The organism is Olleya sp. UBA1516 (assembly GCF_002323495.1).
Classification (GTDB): Bacteria; Bacteroidota; Bacteroidia; order Flavobacteriales; family Flavobacteriaceae; genus Olleya.
Genome location: NZ_DCQO01000006.1, coordinates 93,244 through 115,651, shown reverse-complemented (window position 1 = coordinate 115,651; position 22,408 = coordinate 93,244). Strand labels below are relative to the sequence as shown.

Sequence of the window (22,408 nt, the reverse complement as noted above, 5' to 3'; positions counted from 1 at the left end):
TTAAGTTAGTTGCTAAATAAAAACCCCAAAGCCTGATCAGCTTTGGGGTTTTGTTTTTAACACGCTTTTTAGTTTATATACTTAACAATGTTAAATACGTGTTAAATACTGATTTTCAGCGTAATAAAATTCACTTTTTGGCGTCTTAATAGTAACAAGACAGTAAATCGTTTTTATTTTTTATTTGAATTAGTCTTCACAAAAAAACCAAGACAAAGATTTATAAAGTTAAGTTTAAGTAGTTAGTTAATAGAAAAAGCCAGAAACATAAATATATGTTTCTGGCTTTTCGTTTTATATCATTTAAGTGGCTTCAAAAGTAAATTAAAGCACTTAAATTGTTACCATTTAATAATTGCACTTCCCCAAGTAAATCCACTTCCAAAAGCAGCCAACACAACATTGTCGCCTTCTTTTATCTTACCTTCTTCCCAAGCTTCCGTTAAAGCAATTGGTATGGATGCTGCAGTCGTGTTACCATATTTCATAATATTGTTAAACACTTGATCATCCGTCAACCCAAATTTTTTCTGGATAAACTGTGCAATACGTAAATTAGCTTGATGCGGAATTAGCATATCAATAGCCTCTTTATCCATATTATTTTTAGCTAATCCTTCCATAATCACTTCGCTAAAACGGACCACTGCATTTTTAAATACAAACTGACCATTCATATGCGGAAAATAACTAGTATCCTCAGGATCGTTATCTGCTATAATATCATTTACCCAACGTTTACCCATTCCTGGTGCAACTAAAACAAGCTCTTCAGCATGCTCACCTTGACTATGTAAATGTGTAGATAATATACCTTTATTAGTATCTTCTTCTCTAGTTAAAACTGCTGCTCCTGCTCCATCTCCAAAAATTACAGTCACACCACGTCCTCTTGTGGTTTTATCTAAACCATGAGAGTGCAGCTCGCTACCAATTACCAATATGTTTTTATACATACCAGTTTTTATAAAATTATCTGCAACAGATAATGCATATACAAAACCAGAACATTGGTTACGTACATCCAAAGCGCCAACCGTTTTAATATCTAAAGCGTGTTGTACTTGCACACCTGGACCAGGAAAATACATGTCAGGACTTAACGTTGCAAAAATGATAAAATCTATATCATCCTTATCTATTCCTGCACGTTCTATTGCTTGTTTGGCAGCTTTTACTCCCATTGTTGCAGTGGTGTCACCAGAGCCATCTTTTACCCAACGTCTTTCTTTTATTCCAGTACGTTCTGTAATCCACTCATCATTAGTATCCATCATTTTGGATAAATCGGCATTTGTGACGATGTTGTCAGGTACATATTTACCTAAACCAATAATTTTTGAATTGTACATTAATTTTAATTTTATTAATTCTAAGCTATTTTTCTGTTTAAAAAAAATAGTATCGCAATTTACTGCTTTCATAAATAACGAATTCACAATTATTTTTTATTCGTTATGCATGCATAATACTTTTATGGTTATTTTAAATGTCATCTTGTCACCTTTCAGCAATTGGCATTTTTGTTGTCTATTACCTAATCAGAAATTAATAGAAGGGTTTCGCTTAAGCGGAACTTAAAAAATAAACATAAAATCATGGCAAAAGGAAATATTAACGTTTCAGTAGAAAACATTTTTCCGTTAATCAAAAAATTCTTGTACAGTGATCACGAAATCTTTTTACGTGAGCTAATCAGTAACGGAACCGACGCAACATTAAAATTAAAACATTTAACTAGTATTGGAGAGTCTAAGTCTGAGTACGGAAACCCAATAATCGAAGTTAAAATTGATAAAGAAGGTAAAAAACTTCATATTATCGATCAAGGTTTAGGGATGACAGCAGACGAGGTTGAAAAATACATCAACCAAGTGGCTTTTTCTGGTGCAGAAGAGTTTTTAGACCAATATAAAGATAGCGCTAAAGATTCTGGAATTATCGGACACTTTGGTTTAGGGTTTTACTCAGCATTTATGGTTGCTGAAAAAGTTGAAATCATTACAAAATCTCATAAAGAAGGGACTACTGCTGCACATTGGACGTGTGATGGTTCGCCTGAGTTTACTTTAGAGCCACATGATAAGGCTGACAGAGGTACTGAGATTATCTTACATATTGCAGAAGACTCGACTGAGTTTTTAGAAGAAGCACGCATTAGCAGCTTACTATATAAGTATAACAAGTTTATGCCTATTCCAATTAAATTTGGAACTAAAGATGTTAACGATCCTAACCACAAACCAGAAACGACTACAGATGCTGAAGGTAAAGAAACGACTGAACCTCAGAAAAAAATTACAGTAGACAACATCATCAACAACCCTAATCCAGCTTGGACTAAACAACCAACCGAATTAGAAAATGAGGACTACACTAACTTTTATAGAGAGTTATATCCAGCACAACACGAAGACCCATTATTCCATATTCATTTAAATGTGGATTATCCTTTCAACTTAACAGGTATTTTATACTTCCCTAAGATGTCTCAGGATATGGCTATGCAAAAGGATAAAATTCAGTTATACCAAAACCAAGTTTACGTAACAGATAACGTAGAAGGGATTGTACCTGAGTTTTTAACTATGCTACGTGGTGTGATTGACAGTCCAGATATTCCGTTAAACGTTTCTAGAAGTTACTTACAAGCAGATGGAGCAGTTAAAAAAATTAGCTCGTACATTACACGTAAAGTAGCAGACAAACTTAAATCACTATTTAATAATAATCGTGAGGAGTTTGAAGCTAAATGGAATGACATTAAAATTGTTATCGAATACGGAATGCTATCTGAGGACAAGTTTTTTGACAAAGCAGATGCTTTTGCATTATATCCAACGGTAGATGGTAAATACTATACTTACGAGGAGTTATTTAATGCTATTAAAGCAAAGCAAACAGATAAAGATGGTAAATTAGTAATCCTTTACACAAGTAACCAAGATGAGCAACACAGCTACATTGAAGCTGCTAAAGACAAAGGTTATGAAGTTTTATTATTAGATAGTCCGATTGTTTCGCATTTAATGCAAAAATTAGAATCTACTAAAGAAAACATCACTTTTTCTCGTGTAGATGCAGATAGTGTTGACAAATTAATTGCTAAAGACGAAACTGTAATCTCTAAGTTAGATGATGACCAAACTAAAGCTTTAGATGCGTTATTAAAAGACGTAATCCCATCAGAAAAGTTTATGGTACAGTTAGAGCCAATGGATAGCAACGCAACACCATTTATGATAACACAACCAGAATTTATGCGTCGTATGAAAGAGATGCAAGCGTCTGGTGGTGGAGGCGGAATGCAAATGTTTGGTAACATGCCAGAAATGTATAACCTTGTGGTTAACACAAACTCTGACTTAGTTAACGAGATTTTAAATACCGAAGCTAAAGACAAACAAGCGCATTTAATTACGCAAAGTTTAGACTTAGCACGTTTATCTCAAGGTCTTTTAAAAGGAAAAGAATTATCAGACTTTATCAAACGTAGCTACGAGTTACTAAAGTAAATCACATAATTATATCGCTTACGCGGAAATTAAAAACCACCTGTAATAGGTGGTTTTTTTATGCTTGAATATCTCGTTTTTAAAAACTAACTTCGTTATGAATCAATAACATAACAATAGCAATCAACTAATCAATCAAAAAATCAATCAAACATGAAACAAGTTCTCTTATTAGCTTATGTACTTCTTATTGTAAGTTGTAATAACACAAATACACCACCCGAAATATTAAAACAAGACCATAATGTTTCAACTAGTAACGATAAAATTAAAGTCTTAAACTTTGGAAGCTTCCATTTTGGAGAAACCACAGATGCTAACAGTACAGATTTTGATGAGACTAGTCCTGAAGCCCAAAAACAAATAAAACAAATTGCGCAAATGCTAGCAGCATTTAAACCTACCATTATTTGTGTAGAAAATTTACCAAGCTTAAATGACACCTTAAATATAGACTATCAAAAGTATCTTAAAAACCCAGACCAACTAGACACAAGTTTTGGCGAAACTAGTATGATTGGTTTTGAAGTAGGACGATTAAATGCAGTTAGCAAATTATACGGAATTGACAATCACATGGGTTATAATTATAGCGTTGGCGATTTTTTTGAATCCAGTCCAGACTATACAAACGCTATAGATCCAAAAACCTATTTACAACTCACTAATCAGCCATTTAAAGATTATCCTGAAATGGCTAAACGTGATCAAAATTATGAGACGTTGTCTGTTTTAGAAAAACTAAAATTAATTAACGAGCCTTTACAACTGGACCAATCTATAGTTGCCAATGCAGACAAATTACTATATGTTGGTACTGAGGATAATTTTGAAGGCGCAGATAATGCAGCTAAATTTTATCATAGAAACATGAAAATATATTCTAATCTAAATAGAATACCAATGACTAAAAAGGATAGAGTTTTTATAATCATGGGATCTGCGCACACAGCGTTTTTAAGAGAATTTATAAACAGAAGCCCAAAATTTGAAATGGTCAACACCTTAGAGTACTTAAAATAAAGTAATAGCTATTAATTATAAAGCCACGAGTAGAAGTATAATTTTTCAGGCTTTGCTAGTGTCCTAAAAATTACCGAACTTCGTTTTACTTATTTATAAGCTATCAGGCCAATTACTGATTCCAAGAAAATATTTAAATGAAAAAATTCTTATTAGTCCTATTATACTTTTCAATAACTATTGGATACGGTCAAACTACATTCCAAACACTTTTAAACGACGCAAAAACAGAATTTAAAAGAATAGAAAATCTAAATAGAGAAGCTTATGACAATGTCAATTTTAATCAAATTGCAGATTGGCTTGAGCAAGCCATTTTAATTAAACCAAATCATCCAGAAGCAAGATATTATTTAGGATATACTTACAGTCGTCTAAACGCTAAAAATGGTCGTGGTACACCAGATATGACATTAGATTTATTATATAAAACTAGTCAACAATTAGAAAAAGTAATACAGTTATCACCAAAATACACAGGAGAAATAATTGCATTAAACCCGTATTATAAAAATGGAGCAGAATGGGGAAGCATGGGACTTAAATATTTATTTGAACAAAAAAAAGACTCTGCTATATGGGCATTTAAAGAAGGTAAAAAAAGAGGTGGTTTTAGCAAGTACACCCTTAAAACGCATCAGCAAATTTTAAAAAACTGCGATAAAAATGCCTTACTTATTTCATCTGGAGATATGTCTACCTTACCTTTATATTATCTACAAACTGTTAAAAATTATAGAAATGACGTTATCATAATAGATGTAGCTTTATTAAATACTCATTGGTATCCTAGATTTCTTTCTAAAAATAAAAACTCCCTTTTTGATATACCTAATAAAGCATTAGATTCCATAAATTATATAAAATGGGATGACCAAAAAGTCACCATAAACAATGCACAATGGACTGTCACTTCAAGTTATGATGGCTATTTATTACGAGGAGACAGGTTATTATTAAGCATATTAAAGCAAAATCAATTTAAAAAAAGTGTCTACTTCACTAAAGGGTTTGATCCAAAAGGTAATTTAGGATTAAATACTTTTTTGAATTCTGAAGTTTTATTAGATAAAGTAACTTTCATAAATAAAAAACAAGACTTTGATCAATACCTAAAAACAATAACCAATCTATTAGGCAATACTAAACTTATTGATTTAAACATTCCGAAAGAGCATGATATCATTGAGTTTTACAGGTACGAAATATTAACTAAAATTAAAGAATTAGCAGATAATAACCAGATAGATAAAGCAAAACAACTATTTACAATTCTAGAACAATATGCTAGTAATGACATTATACCTTATAAATATGAGGAGCTATATAACTTAGTAAAATACTATAAAAAACAGTTATAAACTTTAAATCAAAAACGTAATTTAAAACCACCTCATACAGGTGGTTTTTTATTTCTATTAAAAAAAATAATACCTTTTATTAAAATGTATTGTAAAAAAATGTATATTTGACATATGTATAGCAAAGAACTCACCAAAGGAACATTACAACCTATCATTTTAAAGCTACTAAGTCAGCATGATAAAATGTATGGTTACGAGATTACACAAAAAGTTAAAGACCTGACTAAAGGTAAAATAGACATCTCAGAAGGTGCTTTATACCCTATTTTACACAAGTTAGAAAGCAATAATATTTTAGAAACCGAAAAAGTTTACATTGGTAAACGCGTCCGCAAATACTACTCTGTAACTAAATCTGGACAGCAAGTTATTATTGATCAAAGCCATCAGATTAACGATTTTATTAAAACCTTATCGTTAATATTTAACCCTAAACCAACCGTAAAATGAGACTATCAGACCAAAATATAGACTACATAACGACAAATTTAGAGTTATATGGTTTAAAAAATCAAGACTTAAAGGAAGACATCTTGGACCACATTTGCACCTATCTAGAAAACGAAGAACAGCTTAGTTTTGACGAGGCTTACAAAATAGCAATTCAGCAATTTGGAGGCTACTTATCCATTACCCAAATACAACAAGAAACCAACGCACAACTGTATTTTAAATCAGCAAAAAACAGAAACAGAGTCCTTATTATTTTAGAGTTTATTACTGCGTTTATAATAATTACAGGTAGCTTATTTAAAATCATGCATTGGCCTTATGCAGGCATTTTAATTTTTTCTGGCTTTCTATTTTTAATATGCATCACATTGCCTTTATATTTTTATAATAAGTATAAAGAACAAACACTTAAATATCAATCTTAATACGAACATTAAATCAATCAAAATGAAAAAATCAGTTTATGTTTTAGGCTTTTTAGCCTTATTTACACTTAGTACAGCATCATTATTTAAAATTATGCATTGGCCTTATGCAGGCATCCTAATATTTGTAGGCTTCTTGCTATTTAATTTTGGATTTTTACCAACACTATTTTATAAGCTGTACAAAAAAGACGCTATTAAAAATTAAATTATCGCTTTCGCGGAAATCAAAAACCACCTAAAACAGGTGGTTTTTTTTAGTATAATACACAACCCAACAACAATAGATATTAATAACCAATATGTTATAGTTCAAAAAAAACATAGGATTTTGCTAGTTAATAAAAAAGTGTAGATTTGTTACATGTATAAAATCCTAACTAAAATCGCTTTTACTAACCACGATTTTATACCAAACGCTAACCAATTATATAAACCATAATCGCTTAATTAATCTAAATGAAATCACTTCTCAGTTTTCTAATTTTCACTGTATGTATCTCTTTCAGCTATTCACAATGTAACAACAAAGTACTATTTATTGTGGATGATTCAGGCTCTGTTTCTTTTTCAGAACGTCAAGACATGGAAGCCTCAATTCAGCAATTATCTAATCAAATATTTAGTCAAAATCCATTAGCCGAAATTGGTTTAGTGCAATACGGACAACCTGATGCCTCATCAACCTCTCAACCAAGTTACTACCTATCCTACCCTTTTACAGTAAATCCAACCATCAGTATACCTGATAATCCTGGAGGTAATAATTTAATACAAGACGTGTTACCAAACTCGATAAACACCATGATTAATGATGGTTTATTTACCACTGGTGGTGCATTTGATAATACAACATCCATATTCATATTTACGGATGCATTAATTGATTCGGGTTGCTCTTCAGTATTAACAAATTGTAGTAGTTGTAACGTCCCAGCGTTGTCTTGTGGATATGATTATCTAACAGACTTAAGTAACAGTTTAGGTGGTATACCAATATCTACCTATCGTGTCACTAGTAGTTTTAATCCAGGAACTGCAGATGGTATTCAACAAGGCGCTGGTGTTTTGATAGAAGGTTCAAACTTTCAGTTAAACAGTACGCAAATTGATTTACTAACAGACAGTTTAATATGTATTGATGCAGATTACGATGTCTTTAACACCTGTATTGGAGACACTACACAATTCACTTTAACAACATCAGATCCAATTACCTCAGCATTATGGGATTTTGGTGATGGTAGCCCAACATCGTCAGATTTAAACCCAACACATACCTTTCCTGCACTTGGAGATTACGTTATAACCTTAACGTTAACTAGCAATGGTGAGGTCGTTACAACCACTAACACCATAACAATAAGCGACATCCCAGTTGCTAACCCAATACCAGATTACATTCTTTGTGATGACTTGTCCAATGACCAAACAGAACTGTTTGACTTAACCACAAGAGACGTCTTTATATTAGGATCGCAATCTGCAGCAGACTTTACAATTAACTATTTTGCAAATTTTACAGATGCAGACAACAATCAAAATGCATTAAGTACCAATTACTTTAACACCTCTAATAACCAAGATATATTTGCAAGAATTTACAATACAAATAATCCAGATTGTTATAGCATTACAGACTTTAAGCTAATTGTGGATGCACAACCTATTGCTAATCCAGTGTCTGATTTTATAGTTTGTGACGACGACACTAACGATGGTATTGCAACTTTTGATTTATCAAACATCGATAATGAGGTGTTAGCAGGACAATCTGCAACGACCTTTACTGTCGTTTACTATTTAACTAATTTAGACGCTATTGGTGATAATAATCCATTACCAAATAATTATACCACCACATCAGCCAATCAAATAATTTACGCTAAGGTATTTAACACTAGTAATACAGACTGTTTTGCAATAACGACCGTAAATCTTATTGTAGATGTTAAACCTATTGCTAATCCAGTACCAGATTTTATTAATTGCGAAAACGACCCAAGTCTAATCAATTTAAATCAGTTTAATACTACAGTACTTGGCACACAAAATAGTACAGACTTAGTGGTAACTTATCACACCTCAGAAGCTGATGCAATTGCAGGACAAAACGCCTTATCAAACAATTACCAATTAGACCAAACAACAACACTATATATTAAAGTAGAAAACACAAATGGTATTGGCTGTTACGACATTACAACAGTAAACCTATCCATTTTTGAATTCCCATTTTTAGACGCTAAAACTATCGAAGACTGTTTACCAAATAATTACAATATTAATGCAGATATTGGTATCACTAACGCGACGTATTTATGGGATTCTGGTGAGACTACAGCAGCAATTAATGTTAATAGCTTTGGCATATATAACGTGCAAATCACCATTGGTAACTGTACAAAAAATCAAACCATCACGTTTGTAAAAGCTAATAACTGTAACATACCACAAGGTATATCTCCTAATGACGATACACTTAACGACTTTTTTGATATTAGCTACCTAGAAGTAGACAACATCATAATTTATAACAGATACGGAACCGAAGTGTACAGTAAAGCCAATTACGCTAAAGAGTGGAATGGACAGTCTAACTCTGGACAAGAGCTGCCAACCGGAACATATTACTACGTTATAAAAACCAAAACAGATCCTAAGCCATTAACTGGTTGGGTATATTTAGCTAGATAAAATAACGCTTTCGCGGAAATTAAACACCACTTTTTAAAGTGGTGTTTTTTATGCTTTTATATTAACATTACGGATTACCGTAAAATAAAACCAAAGGTTAGCTATAATTTAGCATGATTAGACCAAAAAATTATAAACCCAAGTATAACCAAACAACAATTTAAATGAAAAAAATTATTTTATCGCTTTCAATCCTTGCATTATTCTCATCATGTAGATCAAGTTTACATTCTGGAGGATACAACCAACTAAACCAAACGCAAACGGTTTTAACAAGCAATAACTTTACAGTATTAGGTAGCTTTACAGGAAGTGCAACCACAAAAATTGTAACAGGTAACATTACCAATAAAGAAGGGATCATCTCTCAAGCAAAAGCAAAATTACTAGAAAACGCTAAAGCTGCAGGAGTAAGCTTAATAGGTAGCAGAACTTTAGTAAACGTATCTATAGATATTATTGAAACTAAAAAAAGAATTAACGCTACAATGTCTGCCGAAATTATCGAGTTTAGATAAAACCTGAATTTGTTTTATAACACCAAAACCACCTTTTTAAGGTGGTTTTTTTATGCTCTAATTTTAGTTTACGGTTTACCGTAAAAAACAATGAAGCCAGTAAGCTAACTTAGCTTTTGACAAATAAATTTACGGAGTAATAGGTATAGATTAATTAAATTAAAAGAACTACATTGGACTACCGAATGATTTTAAACATTAAAATGCACAACTATTAATTAGTAAAATAACCACACAATCGCTTCAATAAAAAAACAACCCAAAGCATAAACAATTATGAAAAAAACACTTCAAATTTTACTTGTAACCTTAATTTTTTCTACAACCATTTATGGTCAATCTACTGAAAGATTCATTCGTATTATCGGAAACGCAAAAAAAGAACTAACTGCAAATAAAGCCAAAGTACAATTAACGATTACCGAACAAAAAGCAACTAAATACAAAGAAGACTCAAAGGACATCGCGTTTGAAGACGTATATAATACTACCATTGCAGAGCTTTCAAAATATGGAATCGCAGAAAGTGATCTTGAAGTAATCATTCAAAGTAAAAACTACTCTAGAGCCACCAGTAAAAGTTATTATTTTACAACAGACATTAACACCCTAGAAGATATCGCAAACATAACAGTAGATGGTGTAAAAATAACTGACATTAAATACTTGTATGATACTTCTGATGAAGACCTAGAAACAGAATTAAGCCTACTAGCCATTAACGATGCTAAGCGAAAAGCAAAAACAATTGGTGACGAGATAAATATGACCATTGGAAAAATTCTTAATATCGAAGTCAAGGAATCTTCCTTTGGAACCGATAGTGTAGAAAGCAAGAAAAACGAAATCACAAAATCGTACAGAATAGCAATTACCTTTAAACTAGTTGATTAAATGAAGTTATATATACTAATCCTATGGTTTATAACTTTTGCCCATTACAGTCAAGCGCAAAGTATAACCTTACGCATTTTAGGACAATCCAACTATACTGAATATGCTGAAAGCAACGTAGTGTTACTATCTGTCCAACAACATGATATCACAAAAATAGAAGCTTTAAAAGACTCGCTAACCGCTAATGGATTGGACAACACAGTCGTTAAAGTGGCCACGTCAAAAAACCAACAAATAACCCATTACAAGTTTGAAAATCAAGACCTAAATACATTTGACAACGTATTGGTTTGGTGTAGTGCATTGCAAATTAATGTTTACAAAGTCTATTTTAAAATGCCAGAACACCAATTTAAAAACGAGGATGACCATGCTGTTTTGGCACTAAAAAATGCCAATACACAAGCAAAAATATTAGCCAATCATTTAGGATACAAAATTGAAACTATTCTAAATATTGATGACGAAACCACCTATGCAAACCCAATATATGACACCATTGATTTTGATAGTAGTAAAGGACAAAGGATGTTAAAGTTTCTTGAGTTATTAAGTAACAGAGACGTAACCTATGACACTAAAAGTAATAGTCCCTCAAAATCTGGAGGCTATAATATATGGGTAACATACAGACTAACAAAAACATAACAACCATTTACAACAAATTATTTATGCTTTTATTTTTAGTTTACGGTTTACCGTAAATTATAATGAAACAAGTGTTATAACTTTGCTTCTGACAAATAAATTTACGTAGTTGTACGTATATTATAGTTGTAAAAAATAACCTAGCTTTGGCTAGCCTTTTTAAAAATAAAAGGATAACAAATAGGAATAAACTCCTTTGGTAGTCTTTTCTATTGTTGCCACACATTTAAAATCACTCTTACGTATGAATGATGAACAAAAGAAAATAGCGTCTGAAATAATCTTTTTTATAAAGGATAATGGTAATAAAGTTTTTAAGAGTAAATTGTTAAATTCATTCGATATTGACCCAATTGAAAGAACATTTGTTTTAAGAACATTAAAAGAGGAATATGATTTAATAAAGGTAAACGGGGAATTATTTTCTTTATCTAAAAAAGGGTTTGAATTTACTTCTTTTGAAGATTTAGAACTAAAAGAAAAATTAGAGTTTGAAAAATTAAAAACGGATTTGTCTTTAGCTAAACAAACATTAAAGGAATTCCCTAAAACGAAATATTTCGCTAGAATAGGAGCTTTCATAGGAATAGTTTTAGTGTTGAAAGAATTAATCGAATGGTTAATGACACTATTATAACAATAATGTAAAATTTGATTTCTTGAATATCTGATCTAAATAATTTCATAATATTTATATTTATAATTAATAATCTGAATTAATAACGTGTGGAAACAATGTGTATAATTAATGGCTAGTTATCGCCTACTTACGAAAATCCTCGCGGATTTTCTATTTGGTATTTATTTGCTAACTCAGGTGCTTAAACACGCCTCTAATCATACACAAAACCGACAGCACACATACAAGACAAACTATGAGTAAAAAATTAATACTACTGACTTTATTCCTACTTATTGCTTTAACGATGACTGCTCAAGAAACAACCTTATTTGATAGTCAAGGAAATGCGAGAGCATATATTGATTACGATGATGATGAAACTATATATTTATGGAATGGAAAAGCAGTTGCCTTTTTAGAAAATGACGGAAGTGATATGTGTATTTTCGGATTTAATGGGATTTTTTTAGGTTGGTACGAAGACGGAATTGTACGAGATAAAAACGGAAATGCTGTAGGTGCAAGAGATGGAGCAACAAACATGGTTACGAATATTGAACCAATAAAAAGCATACAAGAGATATCACCAATAAGACCAATAACGCCTATAACACCAATTAAACCAATATTCAGTAATAGTTGGAGTTCGGAACCTTTTACCGAATTCTTATATTCTGGCAAAAATTAAGATTATGAAAAAAATTCTATTTATTGTTTTTCTTTTAGTATCAATCGCAAGTAATTCACAAGTTAACAGATATACAAAAGTTACAACTTCAAGGTATCAACCAATGTCTTCAAGTGAAATTTCAAATGTTGCAATGACATTGCAAAAACGATACAACCAAAACCAAAAATATCTTTACGATATGAAAAAATGGATTTTGGAGTTAAAACCACAAATATCTGAACAAAGTTTCTTAACGAGACTTGACAAAGAATATAAAGATTTGACAGATATAGAAGATGGAGATTTGGCAAGAGCAACAAAATATCTGAAACAGACTGAAAATGCTATCCTAGAAATAATATCTGATTACAACGTTTGGGTAAATCAAAACAATAATAAAAGTCAATCAAATTCATCTAATAATCAAAACAATAATGTAGAAGTTAATTATGCAGAAAAAGGCTTTCAACTTCAACAAAACAAGGAATTTGCTGATGCGATCTTCAATTACACAAAACATCTTGAAAAAGACGAAAATAATACAGATGTTTTATTTTTAAGAGCAATGTGCAAAAGCAAACTAAATGATATATATGGTGCAATAAATGATTATGATAGAATTATAGAACTTGAAAAATCCGCAAAACCAAGAGTTTACAAAATGTCAACAGTATATAATAATAAAGCATATTGTTTAGTAGTTCTTAAAGAATATGAAAAAGCACTTCCTTTCGTTACAAAGGCATTAGAATTGGACAAATCAGAGGCTTATATTTGGGACACTCGTGGAGAATTGTATTATCATATTGGAGAATATGAGAAAAGCATTAAGGATATGGATAAAGCTATTAAAATACAAAAAAATGCAAATTCATATTACTTCAGAGCTTTAGCCAATTTAAAACTTGAAAAAAAATCAAAAGCGTGTTCTGATTTTTCAAAGGCTGGAGAACTTGGCGAAAGCAAAGCATATAAGCAGATTTCCGAAAATTGTAACTAATAAAGTACGTGTGCTAACAACGTATATAAAAAATAGCGCAAGTCTTAGCTACAACAAAAGTTCGGGCATTTTTAGGAAGTCTTCAAATTTTTAGATTTTAACGATTTCCAATAAAATAGCTAAATAGTAAAATTTAAAAATAGGGCTTGTGCTCAACCAGAAATTAATCATTAATTTACACGTTTGGAAACACATACAAAACCGTTCTAAATCATTAAAACGAACTCATGAATGCAGTAATTGGAAGCATATTAGAGAACTTAAAAGCTATAGAGATAATTTATGAACCAACTGTTGAAGTTTTCAAAGGTGATAGAACAAATACTGGAGATTCTAAAGAAATTTCTGTAAATGACTTCATTCTAAGTTATTTAACATCTGACTATCGTGTTAAAAAAGGAAAAATTTACTCTTTAGATAACGAAAGTGCAAATATAGATTGTGTTGTGCTTTCACCAAATCACCCGAATTTAATAACACCAAAAAGAGAAATAATATTAGCTGAAGGAGTTTTTTGTGCTATTGAGGTAAAACCAGATATAACTTCGTTAACTGAAAAATCAGAGTTTAGTCGTGGTTTAAAACAAATTCAATCTATCAAAAAACTCAATCGACAAATTACAAAAATATCTGGTAGAGGCAAACCAAAAAGCTTTGATAGTATTCCTTCCGTAATATTTTCCAAATACTCATCTGATTTTGACAAAGTCGTAGGCACAATAAGAGAGAAAGTATTGGACAAACAATTGAAGCCGGATGAACTTCCTGATTTAATTTTCTCAATGGATAAAGGAGCTCTTTTTTATTGTCCTAGTTTTAAGGACCATAGATTCTTTAAGTTACTAAGCGACTCTCAAAAGTTAGTTTTTAATGAGGCTGTTTTTTTACATTTTTCTTCGAACGAAAAACATGTTAATTTGTTACTTTTTTTAATTATTGTCTTGAACTTTCAAAAACCAGATATACCAATCTCTGATTTTTTTATAAAAAAATATCTTACATTGGAAAATATGAATGAAACAAGACAGTTATACCTTTTAGACGAGAGTAAAATGGATTTAGAAAAAAATCCTGAATTAGAAAAAAAATTAATTGAATTAGCTAATAAAAAGAAATAACTATACACAATACCATATATAATTTATTACTAGTTTTTGCCTACTTATAAAAATCCTCCGGATTTTCTATCGAAAATTTGTTTTTGTATTCGATGACAAAATTTTTAAGCAACTAAATATAAAAGTCGTCATACAGCTAGATTTAATAAGTTAATATGCTGTCAAAACGATATAGGTAGTAAACACTAATAACCAACCATCTAATTAAAAATGTCCATTAAGGAAATATAGAACAGTATGAAAAACATTAAAGTACTTTTCGGAATTATAGTGTTAACAATAATTTCGTCTCAATCGTATTCACAAGAATATGAAGTTGACCAAAACACGGTAATTAAAATATTTGAAATTGATGGTAGAGATAAATCAGAATTATTTTCTTCAGTTAATAAATGGATTTCTATAAATTATAATTCAGCAAACAATGTTATTCAGCTGGATGACAAAGAATCTGGAGACATAATCGTAAAAGGTATTAATACGCTTTATTATGAATCGGAAATTCCATATAAGCCAAATGGTTACGTACCACATAAACTAAATCTATCATTTAGGCATATGATTGAAATTAACATAAAAGACAATAAGTTTCGTGTAAAATTTACTATGCTAGAAATTGATAAAGACAACTCCTTCTTACCTAAATGCTATTGGACTTTTGATAACGCTAAATTTTATAATTTATTTTCTAATTGTGTTAGCCTAAAAGGTACAAGTGCAAAAGCTCTATTAGCCTATAATGAACAAATCGCAAAAGTCCTAAAAGGGCAATTAGCAGGTAAAAAGAAAAAAAAGTTAATCCTAGAGCAAAACAAATTTATGTTTGAAGAAATGAACGAAAAAATAAAAGCGGATATTTATTTAAAATTGGAATCTATTAAATCTTCTGTTATATCAGACAAAAAAGACGGTTGGTAAGCAATACCGTTTCAGTAGAAAAATTAAACACTGTATATTAAGTATTATGGGTTGTATGGCTTATTTTACTCTAAATAAGTTAAAAAAATTACCTTATACCAAAATCTAAAATACTCTAGCCTACTTCCATATACACTCACCTATTTTATATCAGGTTTTAATTTATTAAATTACATTCTCAAACACATAAAAGACCATAATACAATCACGTTGTGATACTTTTAAAATATAATATGAATACAAGATTATTACTTTTCTTTTTTTCAATGATGTTTATATCATGTGCTGGAGTTAAAAAAAATATCGTCGCACCTGAAACGTATACAAAACTGCTGCCAGAATTAAATAAAATTAAAAGCTCAGAAATTGGAAGCTTTGTTGCTTATAGAGAAAAAGGGTTTCAAAATGATGCTATTGAAATAGTAAAAACATTTAATATTAAACCTGATGGCGTTTTAAAAGTAATTGAAAAAGGTACAATCTTTATCATGCAGTATAATACCAGAGATTATGATTTTTATAGTAGTGCTTCTAATTCAGAATTTGGCGTTGCTATTCCTAGAAATGGGGAAAATCCATTGATTTACTTTAAAAGCATTATTGATGGCATTTACTCAACCGGAACTAATTATAATGAACTAACCTTAATAAAACCAAAAGAACAAATAGACTACAATCACATTAAAGTAAGAACAAAGCATAAAGATTACTTTAAAGAAGAATTCATTTATAATGGTCGTGTTGGTAATGCACTTAAATTTATTTATCGAGAATACATAAATGATTATGCAAGACCTTCTTTTAAGCAAGAAGTGCAGTATGATTTATCAGAGAATAAAATTATTGGTTTTCGTGGCATGCGCATTGAAATTATTAATGCCACAAACACAACAATTGAATACAAAGTTTTAAATTATTTTGAAAAATAAAAACGTTGTAAAACTACCTGTATTATCAAGTGCATCTCATTACTTACTTCCATAAATCCTCACGATTTTTTTATTCGTTTTGTAATTACTACATTCGCTGCTGAAAAACGCAACTAAGCGAACACAAGACCGTCGCTAGCAAACATTAAACCCAAATAATAAATATAATTTAATCTATGAAACAACTTTACAAAACAATCAAAATCTATCTAATAATTAGTGTTTTATTTTTATCACAAACAGCTATTTCTCAATGTCAAATAAGCGATATTGGTAACGGATCTGATGTTGAATCAAGCGCTGGAGCTTCGTTTCTTTGGGGACAAGGTTTTACTTCTGAATGCGATGGAGACTTAGAATATGTTCAATTTGTTTCAAATGAAACAGGTACGGTTTCTGCTGGAACACTCAATGTGTATAGTGGAAATTCTGTTAGTGGCACACCTATTTACTCCCAATCCCACCCTTCAATCACTATAAATAATATTGGAGACCCAATTAGAATTAACATAACTAATACTTTAGCGTTAACACAAAACAATCAATATACTTTTGAATTTACTGTTGATAACGCAATGAATGTTTTAGCTGATTTTAGTGGTGGTTATACAGGTGGAAGCGCCTTTCAAGATGGCGTAGAATTTGCGACAATTAATTTTATTTTTGAAGTTTCAATTTCAAATTCTACACTATCTTTAGATGATTTTGTTGAAAATAAAAACATACAATTATTTCCAAATCCTTCTAGCGATTTTATAATTATTTCTAATTTAGAAAAAATTGAAACATTTAGCATTTTAAACACCTTAGGACAAGAAGTTGTTAAGGGTAAAATAATAAATGACGAAAAGATTGATATAAGCAACTTTAAAAATGGATTATATTTCTTAAGATTTGAGAACGGAAATACATTAAAATTTATAAAGGAATAATAACATAGGACAACGCCATGTATAATTTATTGTGATTTATAAATGTCTTACTTAAATCCACTCAAATTTCTGTATAGTTTGTATTTACTAAATTGGTTGCTCAACCACACAATAAATCACCAAATACGCTGCGTCAATCTATTTTTTATTAGCAAAAACAATAATAAAAAACCACCCAATCCAAAAATGAAAAACACCTTTACCTTAGTGCTACTTGTATTAACTGCAATGGTTACTCAAGCACAGATAACCAAAGACAAATCATTAAATGTACAATTAGGTTATGGTATTTCTGCACCTTATAACAGTATTACAGACGTAGCAGATAAAGGTGTTTTTGCACAAACAGAATTAGTACTTAAAGTAAAATCTTGGTTAGAGCTAAGACCTTACGCTGGTTTAATGATTACAAACTCTAATGGTAAGGATTTAAACAACAATCCTACCTTTGAGGTTTCCGAAACTAAAGCACTTTTACTTGGTGGTAAAGCCAGATTACGTGCACCAATTCCGTGGGTTGCGCCTTATCTAGAGCTAGGTATCGGAACATCCATAGGATCTTTTAAAACCTTAACTGCTTTTGATTTTGTAGACAAAGGTGGTATTATTTATCATATTCCGTTAGCGTTTGGTTTAGAACTAGGAAAAAACAACAATGTAGATTTAGGCTTTACCTATTTTTTTCAACCTTCGGTTAAACAATTTGCTGGCGCAATTGCTGTTGGTGTGACCTTTCCGCTTAATAATTAAAAGTGCAATACTACTCAGCATTAAAAAGTTAACCAATATAAAACGCACCACTCCAAGATTAGTACTATACATAGTCCTTGTTTTAGCAACCTTAATTGATTTAGCCATAAATGGATTCCCTAAAAAAGATAACACTTATAAATCCATTGGATTAGTAGTTATACTTAGCGTGTTAAGTTATTTAATTTTTAAAGACATTCAATCTAGAGTCAAAAAAAAGATGCTAAAACCTTAGGATAGCATTGGGTTTTATAACATTCCACTATTACAAACACCCAAAATTCAGCTTTAAAACATTTACAATTCCCTTAACATTTAAGCGCTTTAGGTGTTATAAAAAATAACTAACTTGTAACCAACAAACTTTACAACCAGTTATTATGACAACATTAAGCATGACGTCAAGGCTTTTTGCAGCACTATTTTTAGTGGCTACAATGGGTTTTGCACAAGACAAAACGGTTCCTGTTTTTGAAAATGGAGAAGCGCAAATTGTCGAAGGATTTAGCAACTACAAAGATTACATAAGACATGACCTTTGGGTACAAACTACATTTAATACAGATGGAGACGACACCTTAGATCGTGTACACGTATCTGTAACTAGACCAAAACAAACAGATACTGAAGGTTTAAAATTACCTGTAATTTATGTAACTAGTCCTTATTTTGCTGGAGTTGCACCAGATGTTCCTGGTATTATGTGGAATGTAGAGCATGAGTTAGGTGAGTTACCAACACAAGAGCGTGCACATCCTGAGGTAAAACGTTTAGGAGAGCGTCCAATTATATCAAATTCGCATATCTCTAAATGGGTACCTCGTGGTTATATTGTTGTACACTCGTCGTCTCCAGGTACAGGATTATCACAAGGTAGTCCAACCGTTGGTGGACCAAACGAAGCGTTAGCACCTAAAGCAGTTATTGACTGGTTAAATGGTCGTGTTAAAGGATACACAACACCTGATGGTGATGAAGAGGTTAAAGCCTTCTGGTCAACAGGAAAAGTTGGTATGACAGGGACGTCGTACAATGGTACATTACCTTTAGCTGCTGCGACAACTGGAGTGGAAGGTTTAGAGGCTATTATCCCAATTGCACCTAATACCTCATCATATCACTACTACAGATCTAACGGTTTAGTGCGTCATCCTGGAGGTTATTTAGGTGAAGATATTGATGTACTATACGATTTTATACATAGTGGTGACGAGAGCAAACGTCCTTACAACAACAAAACGGTTAGAGATACCGAAATGGCTAACGGAATGGACAGAAAAACAGGAGATTTAAACGACTTCTGGAATGATCGTGATTACCTAAACCAAATGGATGGTATGAAAGCTGCATTATTAATGTCTCATGGTTTTAACGACTGGAATGTGATGCCAGAACATAGTAACCGTATTTACCAAAAGGCTAAAGCAATGGGATTACCAACCCAAATTTACTACCACCAAAATGGACATGGTGGACCACCACCAATGACTATGATGAACCGTTGGTTTACGCGCTATTTACATGGTGTAGAAAATGGTGTAGAAAACGATAAACAAGCTTGGATTGTTAGAGAAAACGATAAACGTGATCAACCAACTGCTTATGATGCTTATCCAAATCCAGAGGCTAAAGACGTGACTTTATTTTTAAATAAAGGTGGTAACCAAATGGGAATGCTAACTACAAAAGCTAGCAAACGTCAAAAAACAGAAACGTTAGTAGACGATTTTACCATTTCTGGGAAAGACCATGCGCAAGCATCAAACTCGACACACAGATTATTATACGCAACACCAACTTTAAAACAAGATTTACACTTATCTGGAGAAAGTACTATTAGCATAAGCTTATCTAGTAGTAAACCTGCTGCTAATTTATCGGTTTGGTTAGTCTCGTTACCATATACAGACGACGCCAAAGTATTAACCGATAATATTATTACACGTGGTTGGGCTGATCCTCAAAACTATAAGTCGTTAACAGAAAGTGAACCTTTAAAACCTGGTCAATTTTATGATTTAACGTTTAAATTACAACCAGATGATCAAATTATTAAAGCTGGTCAGCAAATAGGATTAATTATCTTTTCTAGCGATAAAGACTTTACAATCCATCCAAAACCTGGTACTGAGTTAACAGTAGATTTAGACAAAACAACACTAACATTACCTGTTGTTGGTGGTTTAGAAGCTTTAAAAGCTGCAACTGAATACTAATGACTATTGTTATAAACAGTATTGAAATCAATAAGGCCAACATCCTAAATTTATTATCTAAAGGTAAAAAGCTTCAAGCTATTAAAACCGTTAGAGAACAATTGGATGTTGGTCTATATGAAAGTAAAATTATAGTCGAAAATTTAGAACAAAATCCTAATTTTTACGACGGAAGACCACACACGATTTTAACAGATTTCCCAGACATGGAAACCTTAGATACTGATCCTATTAAAACAACTAGTGGTCATATTATATCAGATACCTCTAGCAAATTTAAAGACACGGTAATTATCTTTTTAATTATAGCTATTGTGGTATTATTATTAATTCAATTTAGCAAGTAACCTTTTGTCCATAACCGAAAAACTATATCGCTTTTTAAACAACGAAACGGAAGAACGTGTTTGTAAAGACATTACTGAGCAAGCTTGTGACGCTGTACCAAAAAACTATTTTTTACTGATTTTTAGTAGTGTGTTTACCAAATTAGGAGACACATTAAGCAATCCAAAAACGGTCTTAACATGGTTGATGAGTTATGTTAGTGCGCCTGTATATTTAATTAGTTTAATTGTACCTATTAGAGAATCAGGCTCTATGGTTCCGCAAGTATTTTTATCAAAATATGTCAAAAAGCAACCTGTTAGAAAGTGGATTTGGGTTTTTGGTTCCTTTTTACAATTTTTAGCAATTGCGTCTATTGGTTTTATAGCTTTAAATTTTGAAGGCACTACTGCTGGATGGCTAATTATAATCGCTGTTATAATATTTAGTTTGTCCAGAAGTATTTGCTCGTTATCGTCAAAAGATGTGACTGGAAAAACCATTCCTAAAACAAGACGTGGAAAACTTAAAGGTTACACTGTATCTGTTTCTGGAATCTTAGTACTTGCTGCTGGATTGTTTATTTTATATCAATCTAAAAGCGAACAAACCATTACCTTTTATAGCTATTTAATCTTTTTTGCTTCGGCAATGTGGTTAATTGCTGCTGTAATTTATTCTAGAATTAAGGAGTTTCCGGAAGATACTAATGCTTCGGACAACGACAAAACGTCTTTTATTTCAAAATTAAAACTATTAAAAAAAGATGCGCATTTTAGAGATTTTGTAATCGCACGATCGCTATTATTATGTTCTGCTTTAACAGCACCTTACTACATATTATTAGCGCAAAAATACATTGGAAAGGAAGTTTATTTGCTTGGATTGTTTATTATAGCCAAAGGAATCGCATCCATTGTAAGCTCGCCAACTTGGGGAAAACTAGCTGACAAATCCAGTAAAAATGTGATGGCAATTGCTGTATTAATTGCATCAGGTTTAGGGATTATCTTATTTTTTATAATTACCTATTTTGATACTGTTAGAAGTCTAGTTTGGTTATATCCTGTAGCTTTTTTTATTTTAGGAATTGCTCATGGAGGCGTCCGACTAGGTCGTAAAACTTACATTGTAGATATGGCTAAAGGCAACCAACGTACAGACTACGTTTCTGTTAGTAATACTGTTATTGGTATAATTTTATTATTTACTGGTGGTTTAAGTGCTTTAGTATCGTCAATATCTATTGAAGGTGTGGTTTTAATTTTATCTTTATTCGGGATTTTAGGTGCTTACAAAAGCTACAAACTACCTGATGTTGAGTAATTTTAACTGATTTTTAAAGGTCAAAATTTAATTCTATTCTTAGGTTTTTTTAAAACCGCT

The 22,408-nt window shown here is 31.5% G+C and carries 22 protein-coding genes; 21 read left to right on the top strand and 1 reads right to left on the bottom strand.

The window, feature by feature from the left end:
* Nucleotides 1-341: 341 nt before the first annotated feature.
* Nucleotides 342-1,352: a 3-oxoacyl-ACP synthase III family protein gene (locus B2989_RS02880; protein WP_292943869.1), complete on the bottom strand. Its 1,011-nt coding sequence runs from the start codon at nucleotides 1,350-1,352 to the stop codon at nucleotides 342-344.
* 246 nt (nucleotides 1,353-1,598) lie between these two features.
* Between B2989_RS02880 and htpG the strand changes: the two genes are divergently transcribed.
* From htpG to B2989_RS02775, 21 genes are all read left to right on the top strand, one after another.
* Nucleotides 1,599-3,515 carry a molecular chaperone HtpG gene (gene htpG, locus B2989_RS02875; protein WP_292943866.1) on the top strand — a complete coding sequence of 639 codons (1,917 nt, stop codon included), beginning with the start codon at nucleotides 1,599-1,601 and terminating at the stop codon, nucleotides 3,513-3,515.
* A 153-nt stretch (nucleotides 3,516-3,668) separates the two neighbouring features.
* Nucleotides 3,669-4,538, top strand: coding sequence for a DUF5694 domain-containing protein (locus tag B2989_RS02870; protein WP_292943863.1), 870 nt, complete (start codon nucleotides 3,669-3,671; stop codon nucleotides 4,536-4,538).
* Between the two features lie 137 nt (nucleotides 4,539-4,675).
* On the top strand, nucleotides 4,676-5,899 hold the full coding sequence (locus B2989_RS02865) for a hypothetical protein (RefSeq protein ID WP_292943860.1): 1,224 nt from the start codon (nucleotides 4,676-4,678) through the stop codon (nucleotides 5,897-5,899).
* A gap of 114 nt (nucleotides 5,900-6,013) precedes the next feature.
* A complete protein-coding gene (locus tag B2989_RS02860; protein ID WP_145000385.1) occupies nucleotides 6,014-6,352 on the top strand; it encodes a PadR family transcriptional regulator in 339 nt (112 codons plus the stop codon).
* On the top strand, nucleotides 6,349-6,780 hold the full coding sequence (locus B2989_RS02855; protein ID WP_145000387.1) for a GldL-related protein: 432 nt from the start codon (nucleotides 6,349-6,351) through the stop codon (nucleotides 6,778-6,780). Before B2989_RS02860 ends, B2989_RS02855 begins: the two co-directional genes overlap by 4 nt.
* 22 nt (nucleotides 6,781-6,802) lie before the next feature.
* Nucleotides 6,803-6,988, top strand: a complete 186-nt coding sequence (locus B2989_RS02850; RefSeq protein ID WP_292943851.1) for a hypothetical protein — start codon at nucleotides 6,803-6,805, stop codon at nucleotides 6,986-6,988.
* Between the two features lie 251 nt (nucleotides 6,989-7,239).
* Nucleotides 7,240-9,477, top strand: a complete 2,238-nt coding sequence (locus B2989_RS02845) for a gliding motility-associated C-terminal domain-containing protein (RefSeq protein WP_292943848.1) — start codon at nucleotides 7,240-7,242, stop codon at nucleotides 9,475-9,477.
* 164 nt (nucleotides 9,478-9,641) lie between these two features.
* Nucleotides 9,642-9,995 (top strand): DUF6567 family protein, encoded by a 354-nt coding sequence (locus B2989_RS02840; protein WP_292943845.1) that lies wholly within the window; start codon nucleotides 9,642-9,644, stop codon nucleotides 9,993-9,995.
* A gap of 276 nt (nucleotides 9,996-10,271) precedes the next feature.
* Nucleotides 10,272-10,889, top strand: coding sequence for an SIMPL domain-containing protein (locus B2989_RS02835; RefSeq protein ID WP_292943842.1), 618 nt, complete (start codon nucleotides 10,272-10,274; stop codon nucleotides 10,887-10,889).
* The gene (locus B2989_RS02830; protein WP_292943839.1) at nucleotides 10,890-11,540 is read left to right on the top strand and encodes a hypothetical protein; all 651 of its coding nucleotides are present in this window, start codon (nucleotides 10,890-10,892) and stop codon (nucleotides 11,538-11,540) included.
* 244 nt (nucleotides 11,541-11,784) lie between these two features.
* A complete protein-coding gene (locus B2989_RS02825) occupies nucleotides 11,785-12,177 on the top strand; it encodes a hypothetical protein (protein ID WP_292943836.1) in 393 nt (130 codons plus the stop codon).
* Between the two features lie 238 nt (nucleotides 12,178-12,415).
* Complete coding sequence (locus B2989_RS02820; protein WP_292943833.1) at nucleotides 12,416-12,850, top strand: 4-fold beta flower protein; 435 nt, start codon at nucleotides 12,416-12,418, stop codon at nucleotides 12,848-12,850.
* A 4-nt stretch (nucleotides 12,851-12,854) separates the two neighbouring features.
* Nucleotides 12,855-13,832 carry a tetratricopeptide repeat protein gene (locus tag B2989_RS02815; protein ID WP_292943830.1) on the top strand — a complete coding sequence of 326 codons (978 nt, stop codon included), beginning with the start codon at nucleotides 12,855-12,857 and terminating at the stop codon, nucleotides 13,830-13,832.
* 227 nt (nucleotides 13,833-14,059) lie between these two features.
* Nucleotides 14,060-14,950 (top strand): DUF6602 domain-containing protein, encoded by an 891-nt coding sequence (locus tag B2989_RS02810; RefSeq protein ID WP_292943827.1) that lies wholly within the window; start codon nucleotides 14,060-14,062, stop codon nucleotides 14,948-14,950.
* Between the two features lie 237 nt (nucleotides 14,951-15,187).
* Entirely contained in the window at nucleotides 15,188-15,868 is a 681-nt protein-coding gene (locus tag B2989_RS02805) for a DUF4468 domain-containing protein (RefSeq protein ID WP_292943824.1), read from the top strand.
* Between the two features lie 233 nt (nucleotides 15,869-16,101).
* Nucleotides 16,102-16,797 carry a hypothetical protein gene (locus B2989_RS02800; RefSeq protein ID WP_292943821.1) on the top strand — a complete coding sequence of 232 codons (696 nt, stop codon included), beginning with the start codon at nucleotides 16,102-16,104 and terminating at the stop codon, nucleotides 16,795-16,797.
* Between the two features lie 176 nt (nucleotides 16,798-16,973).
* A complete protein-coding gene (locus B2989_RS02795) occupies nucleotides 16,974-17,729 on the top strand; it encodes a T9SS type A sorting domain-containing protein (RefSeq protein WP_292943818.1) in 756 nt (251 codons plus the stop codon).
* Between the two features lie 186 nt (nucleotides 17,730-17,915).
* Nucleotides 17,916-18,479 (top strand): hypothetical protein, encoded by a 564-nt coding sequence (locus B2989_RS02790; RefSeq protein WP_292943815.1) that lies wholly within the window; start codon nucleotides 17,916-17,918, stop codon nucleotides 18,477-18,479.
* 380 nt (nucleotides 18,480-18,859) lie between these two features.
* Complete coding sequence (locus tag B2989_RS02785) at nucleotides 18,860-20,695, top strand: Xaa-Pro dipeptidyl-peptidase (protein ID WP_414692207.1); 1,836 nt, start codon at nucleotides 18,860-18,862, stop codon at nucleotides 20,693-20,695.
* On the top strand, nucleotides 20,695-21,042 hold the full coding sequence (locus tag B2989_RS02780) for a hypothetical protein (RefSeq protein ID WP_292943812.1): 348 nt from the start codon (nucleotides 20,695-20,697) through the stop codon (nucleotides 21,040-21,042). The genes B2989_RS02785 and B2989_RS02780 overlap by 1 nt, the downstream gene beginning before the upstream one ends.
* 4 nt (nucleotides 21,043-21,046) lie before the next feature.
* Complete coding sequence (locus B2989_RS02775) at nucleotides 21,047-22,348, top strand: MFS transporter (RefSeq protein WP_292943810.1); 1,302 nt, start codon at nucleotides 21,047-21,049, stop codon at nucleotides 22,346-22,348.
* Nucleotides 22,349-22,408 lie beyond the last annotated feature (60 nt).

What these genes read in the sequence shown, in the direction of transcription:
- B2989_RS02865 (WP_292943860.1), top strand. Translation starts at nt 4,676, where the DNA reads ATGAAAAAATTCTTATTAGTCCTATTATACTTTTCAATAACTATTGGA.
- B2989_RS02870 (WP_292943863.1), top strand. Translation starts at nt 3,669, where the DNA reads ATGAAACAAGTTCTCTTATTAGCTTATGTACTTCTTATTGTAAGTTGT.
- B2989_RS02790 (WP_292943815.1), top strand. Translation starts at nt 17,916, where the DNA reads ATGAAAAACACCTTTACCTTAGTGCTACTTGTATTAACTGCAATGGTT.
- B2989_RS02785 (WP_414692207.1), top strand. Translation starts at nt 18,860, where the DNA reads ATGACAACATTAAGCATGACGTCAAGGCTTTTTGCAGCACTATTTTTA.
- B2989_RS02840 (WP_292943845.1), top strand. Translation starts at nt 9,642, where the DNA reads ATGAAAAAAATTATTTTATCGCTTTCAATCCTTGCATTATTCTCATCA.
- B2989_RS02800 (WP_292943821.1), top strand. Translation starts at nt 16,102, where the DNA reads ATGAATACAAGATTATTACTTTTCTTTTTTTCAATGATGTTTATATCA.
- B2989_RS02850 (WP_292943851.1), top strand. Translation starts at nt 6,803, where the DNA reads ATGAAAAAATCAGTTTATGTTTTAGGCTTTTTAGCCTTATTTACACTT.
- B2989_RS02860 (WP_145000385.1), top strand. Translation starts at nt 6,014, where the DNA reads ATGTATAGCAAAGAACTCACCAAAGGAACATTACAACCTATCATTTTA.
- B2989_RS02780 (WP_292943812.1), top strand. Translation starts at nt 20,695, where the DNA reads ATGACTATTGTTATAAACAGTATTGAAATCAATAAGGCCAACATCCTA.
- B2989_RS02880 (WP_292943869.1), bottom strand. Translation starts at nt 1,352, where the DNA reads ATGTACAATTCAAAAATTATTGGTTTAGGTAAATATGTACCTGACAAC.
- B2989_RS02815 (WP_292943830.1), top strand. Translation starts at nt 12,855, where the DNA reads ATGAAAAAAATTCTATTTATTGTTTTTCTTTTAGTATCAATCGCAAGT.
- B2989_RS02820 (WP_292943833.1), top strand. Translation starts at nt 12,416, where the DNA reads ATGAGTAAAAAATTAATACTACTGACTTTATTCCTACTTATTGCTTTA.
- B2989_RS02830 (WP_292943839.1), top strand. Translation starts at nt 10,890, where the DNA reads ATGAAGTTATATATACTAATCCTATGGTTTATAACTTTTGCCCATTAC.
- htpG (WP_292943866.1), top strand. Translation starts at nt 1,599, where the DNA reads ATGGCAAAAGGAAATATTAACGTTTCAGTAGAAAACATTTTTCCGTTA.
- B2989_RS02810 (WP_292943827.1), top strand. Translation starts at nt 14,060, where the DNA reads ATGAATGCAGTAATTGGAAGCATATTAGAGAACTTAAAAGCTATAGAG.
- B2989_RS02805 (WP_292943824.1), top strand. Translation starts at nt 15,188, where the DNA reads ATGAAAAACATTAAAGTACTTTTCGGAATTATAGTGTTAACAATAATT.
- B2989_RS02855 (WP_145000387.1), top strand. Translation starts at nt 6,349, where the DNA reads ATGAGACTATCAGACCAAAATATAGACTACATAACGACAAATTTAGAG.
- B2989_RS02825 (WP_292943836.1), top strand. Translation starts at nt 11,785, where the DNA reads ATGAATGATGAACAAAAGAAAATAGCGTCTGAAATAATCTTTTTTATA.
- B2989_RS02835 (WP_292943842.1), top strand. Translation starts at nt 10,272, where the DNA reads ATGAAAAAAACACTTCAAATTTTACTTGTAACCTTAATTTTTTCTACA.
- B2989_RS02795 (WP_292943818.1), top strand. Translation starts at nt 16,974, where the DNA reads ATGAAACAACTTTACAAAACAATCAAAATCTATCTAATAATTAGTGTT.
- B2989_RS02845 (WP_292943848.1), top strand. Translation starts at nt 7,240, where the DNA reads ATGAAATCACTTCTCAGTTTTCTAATTTTCACTGTATGTATCTCTTTC.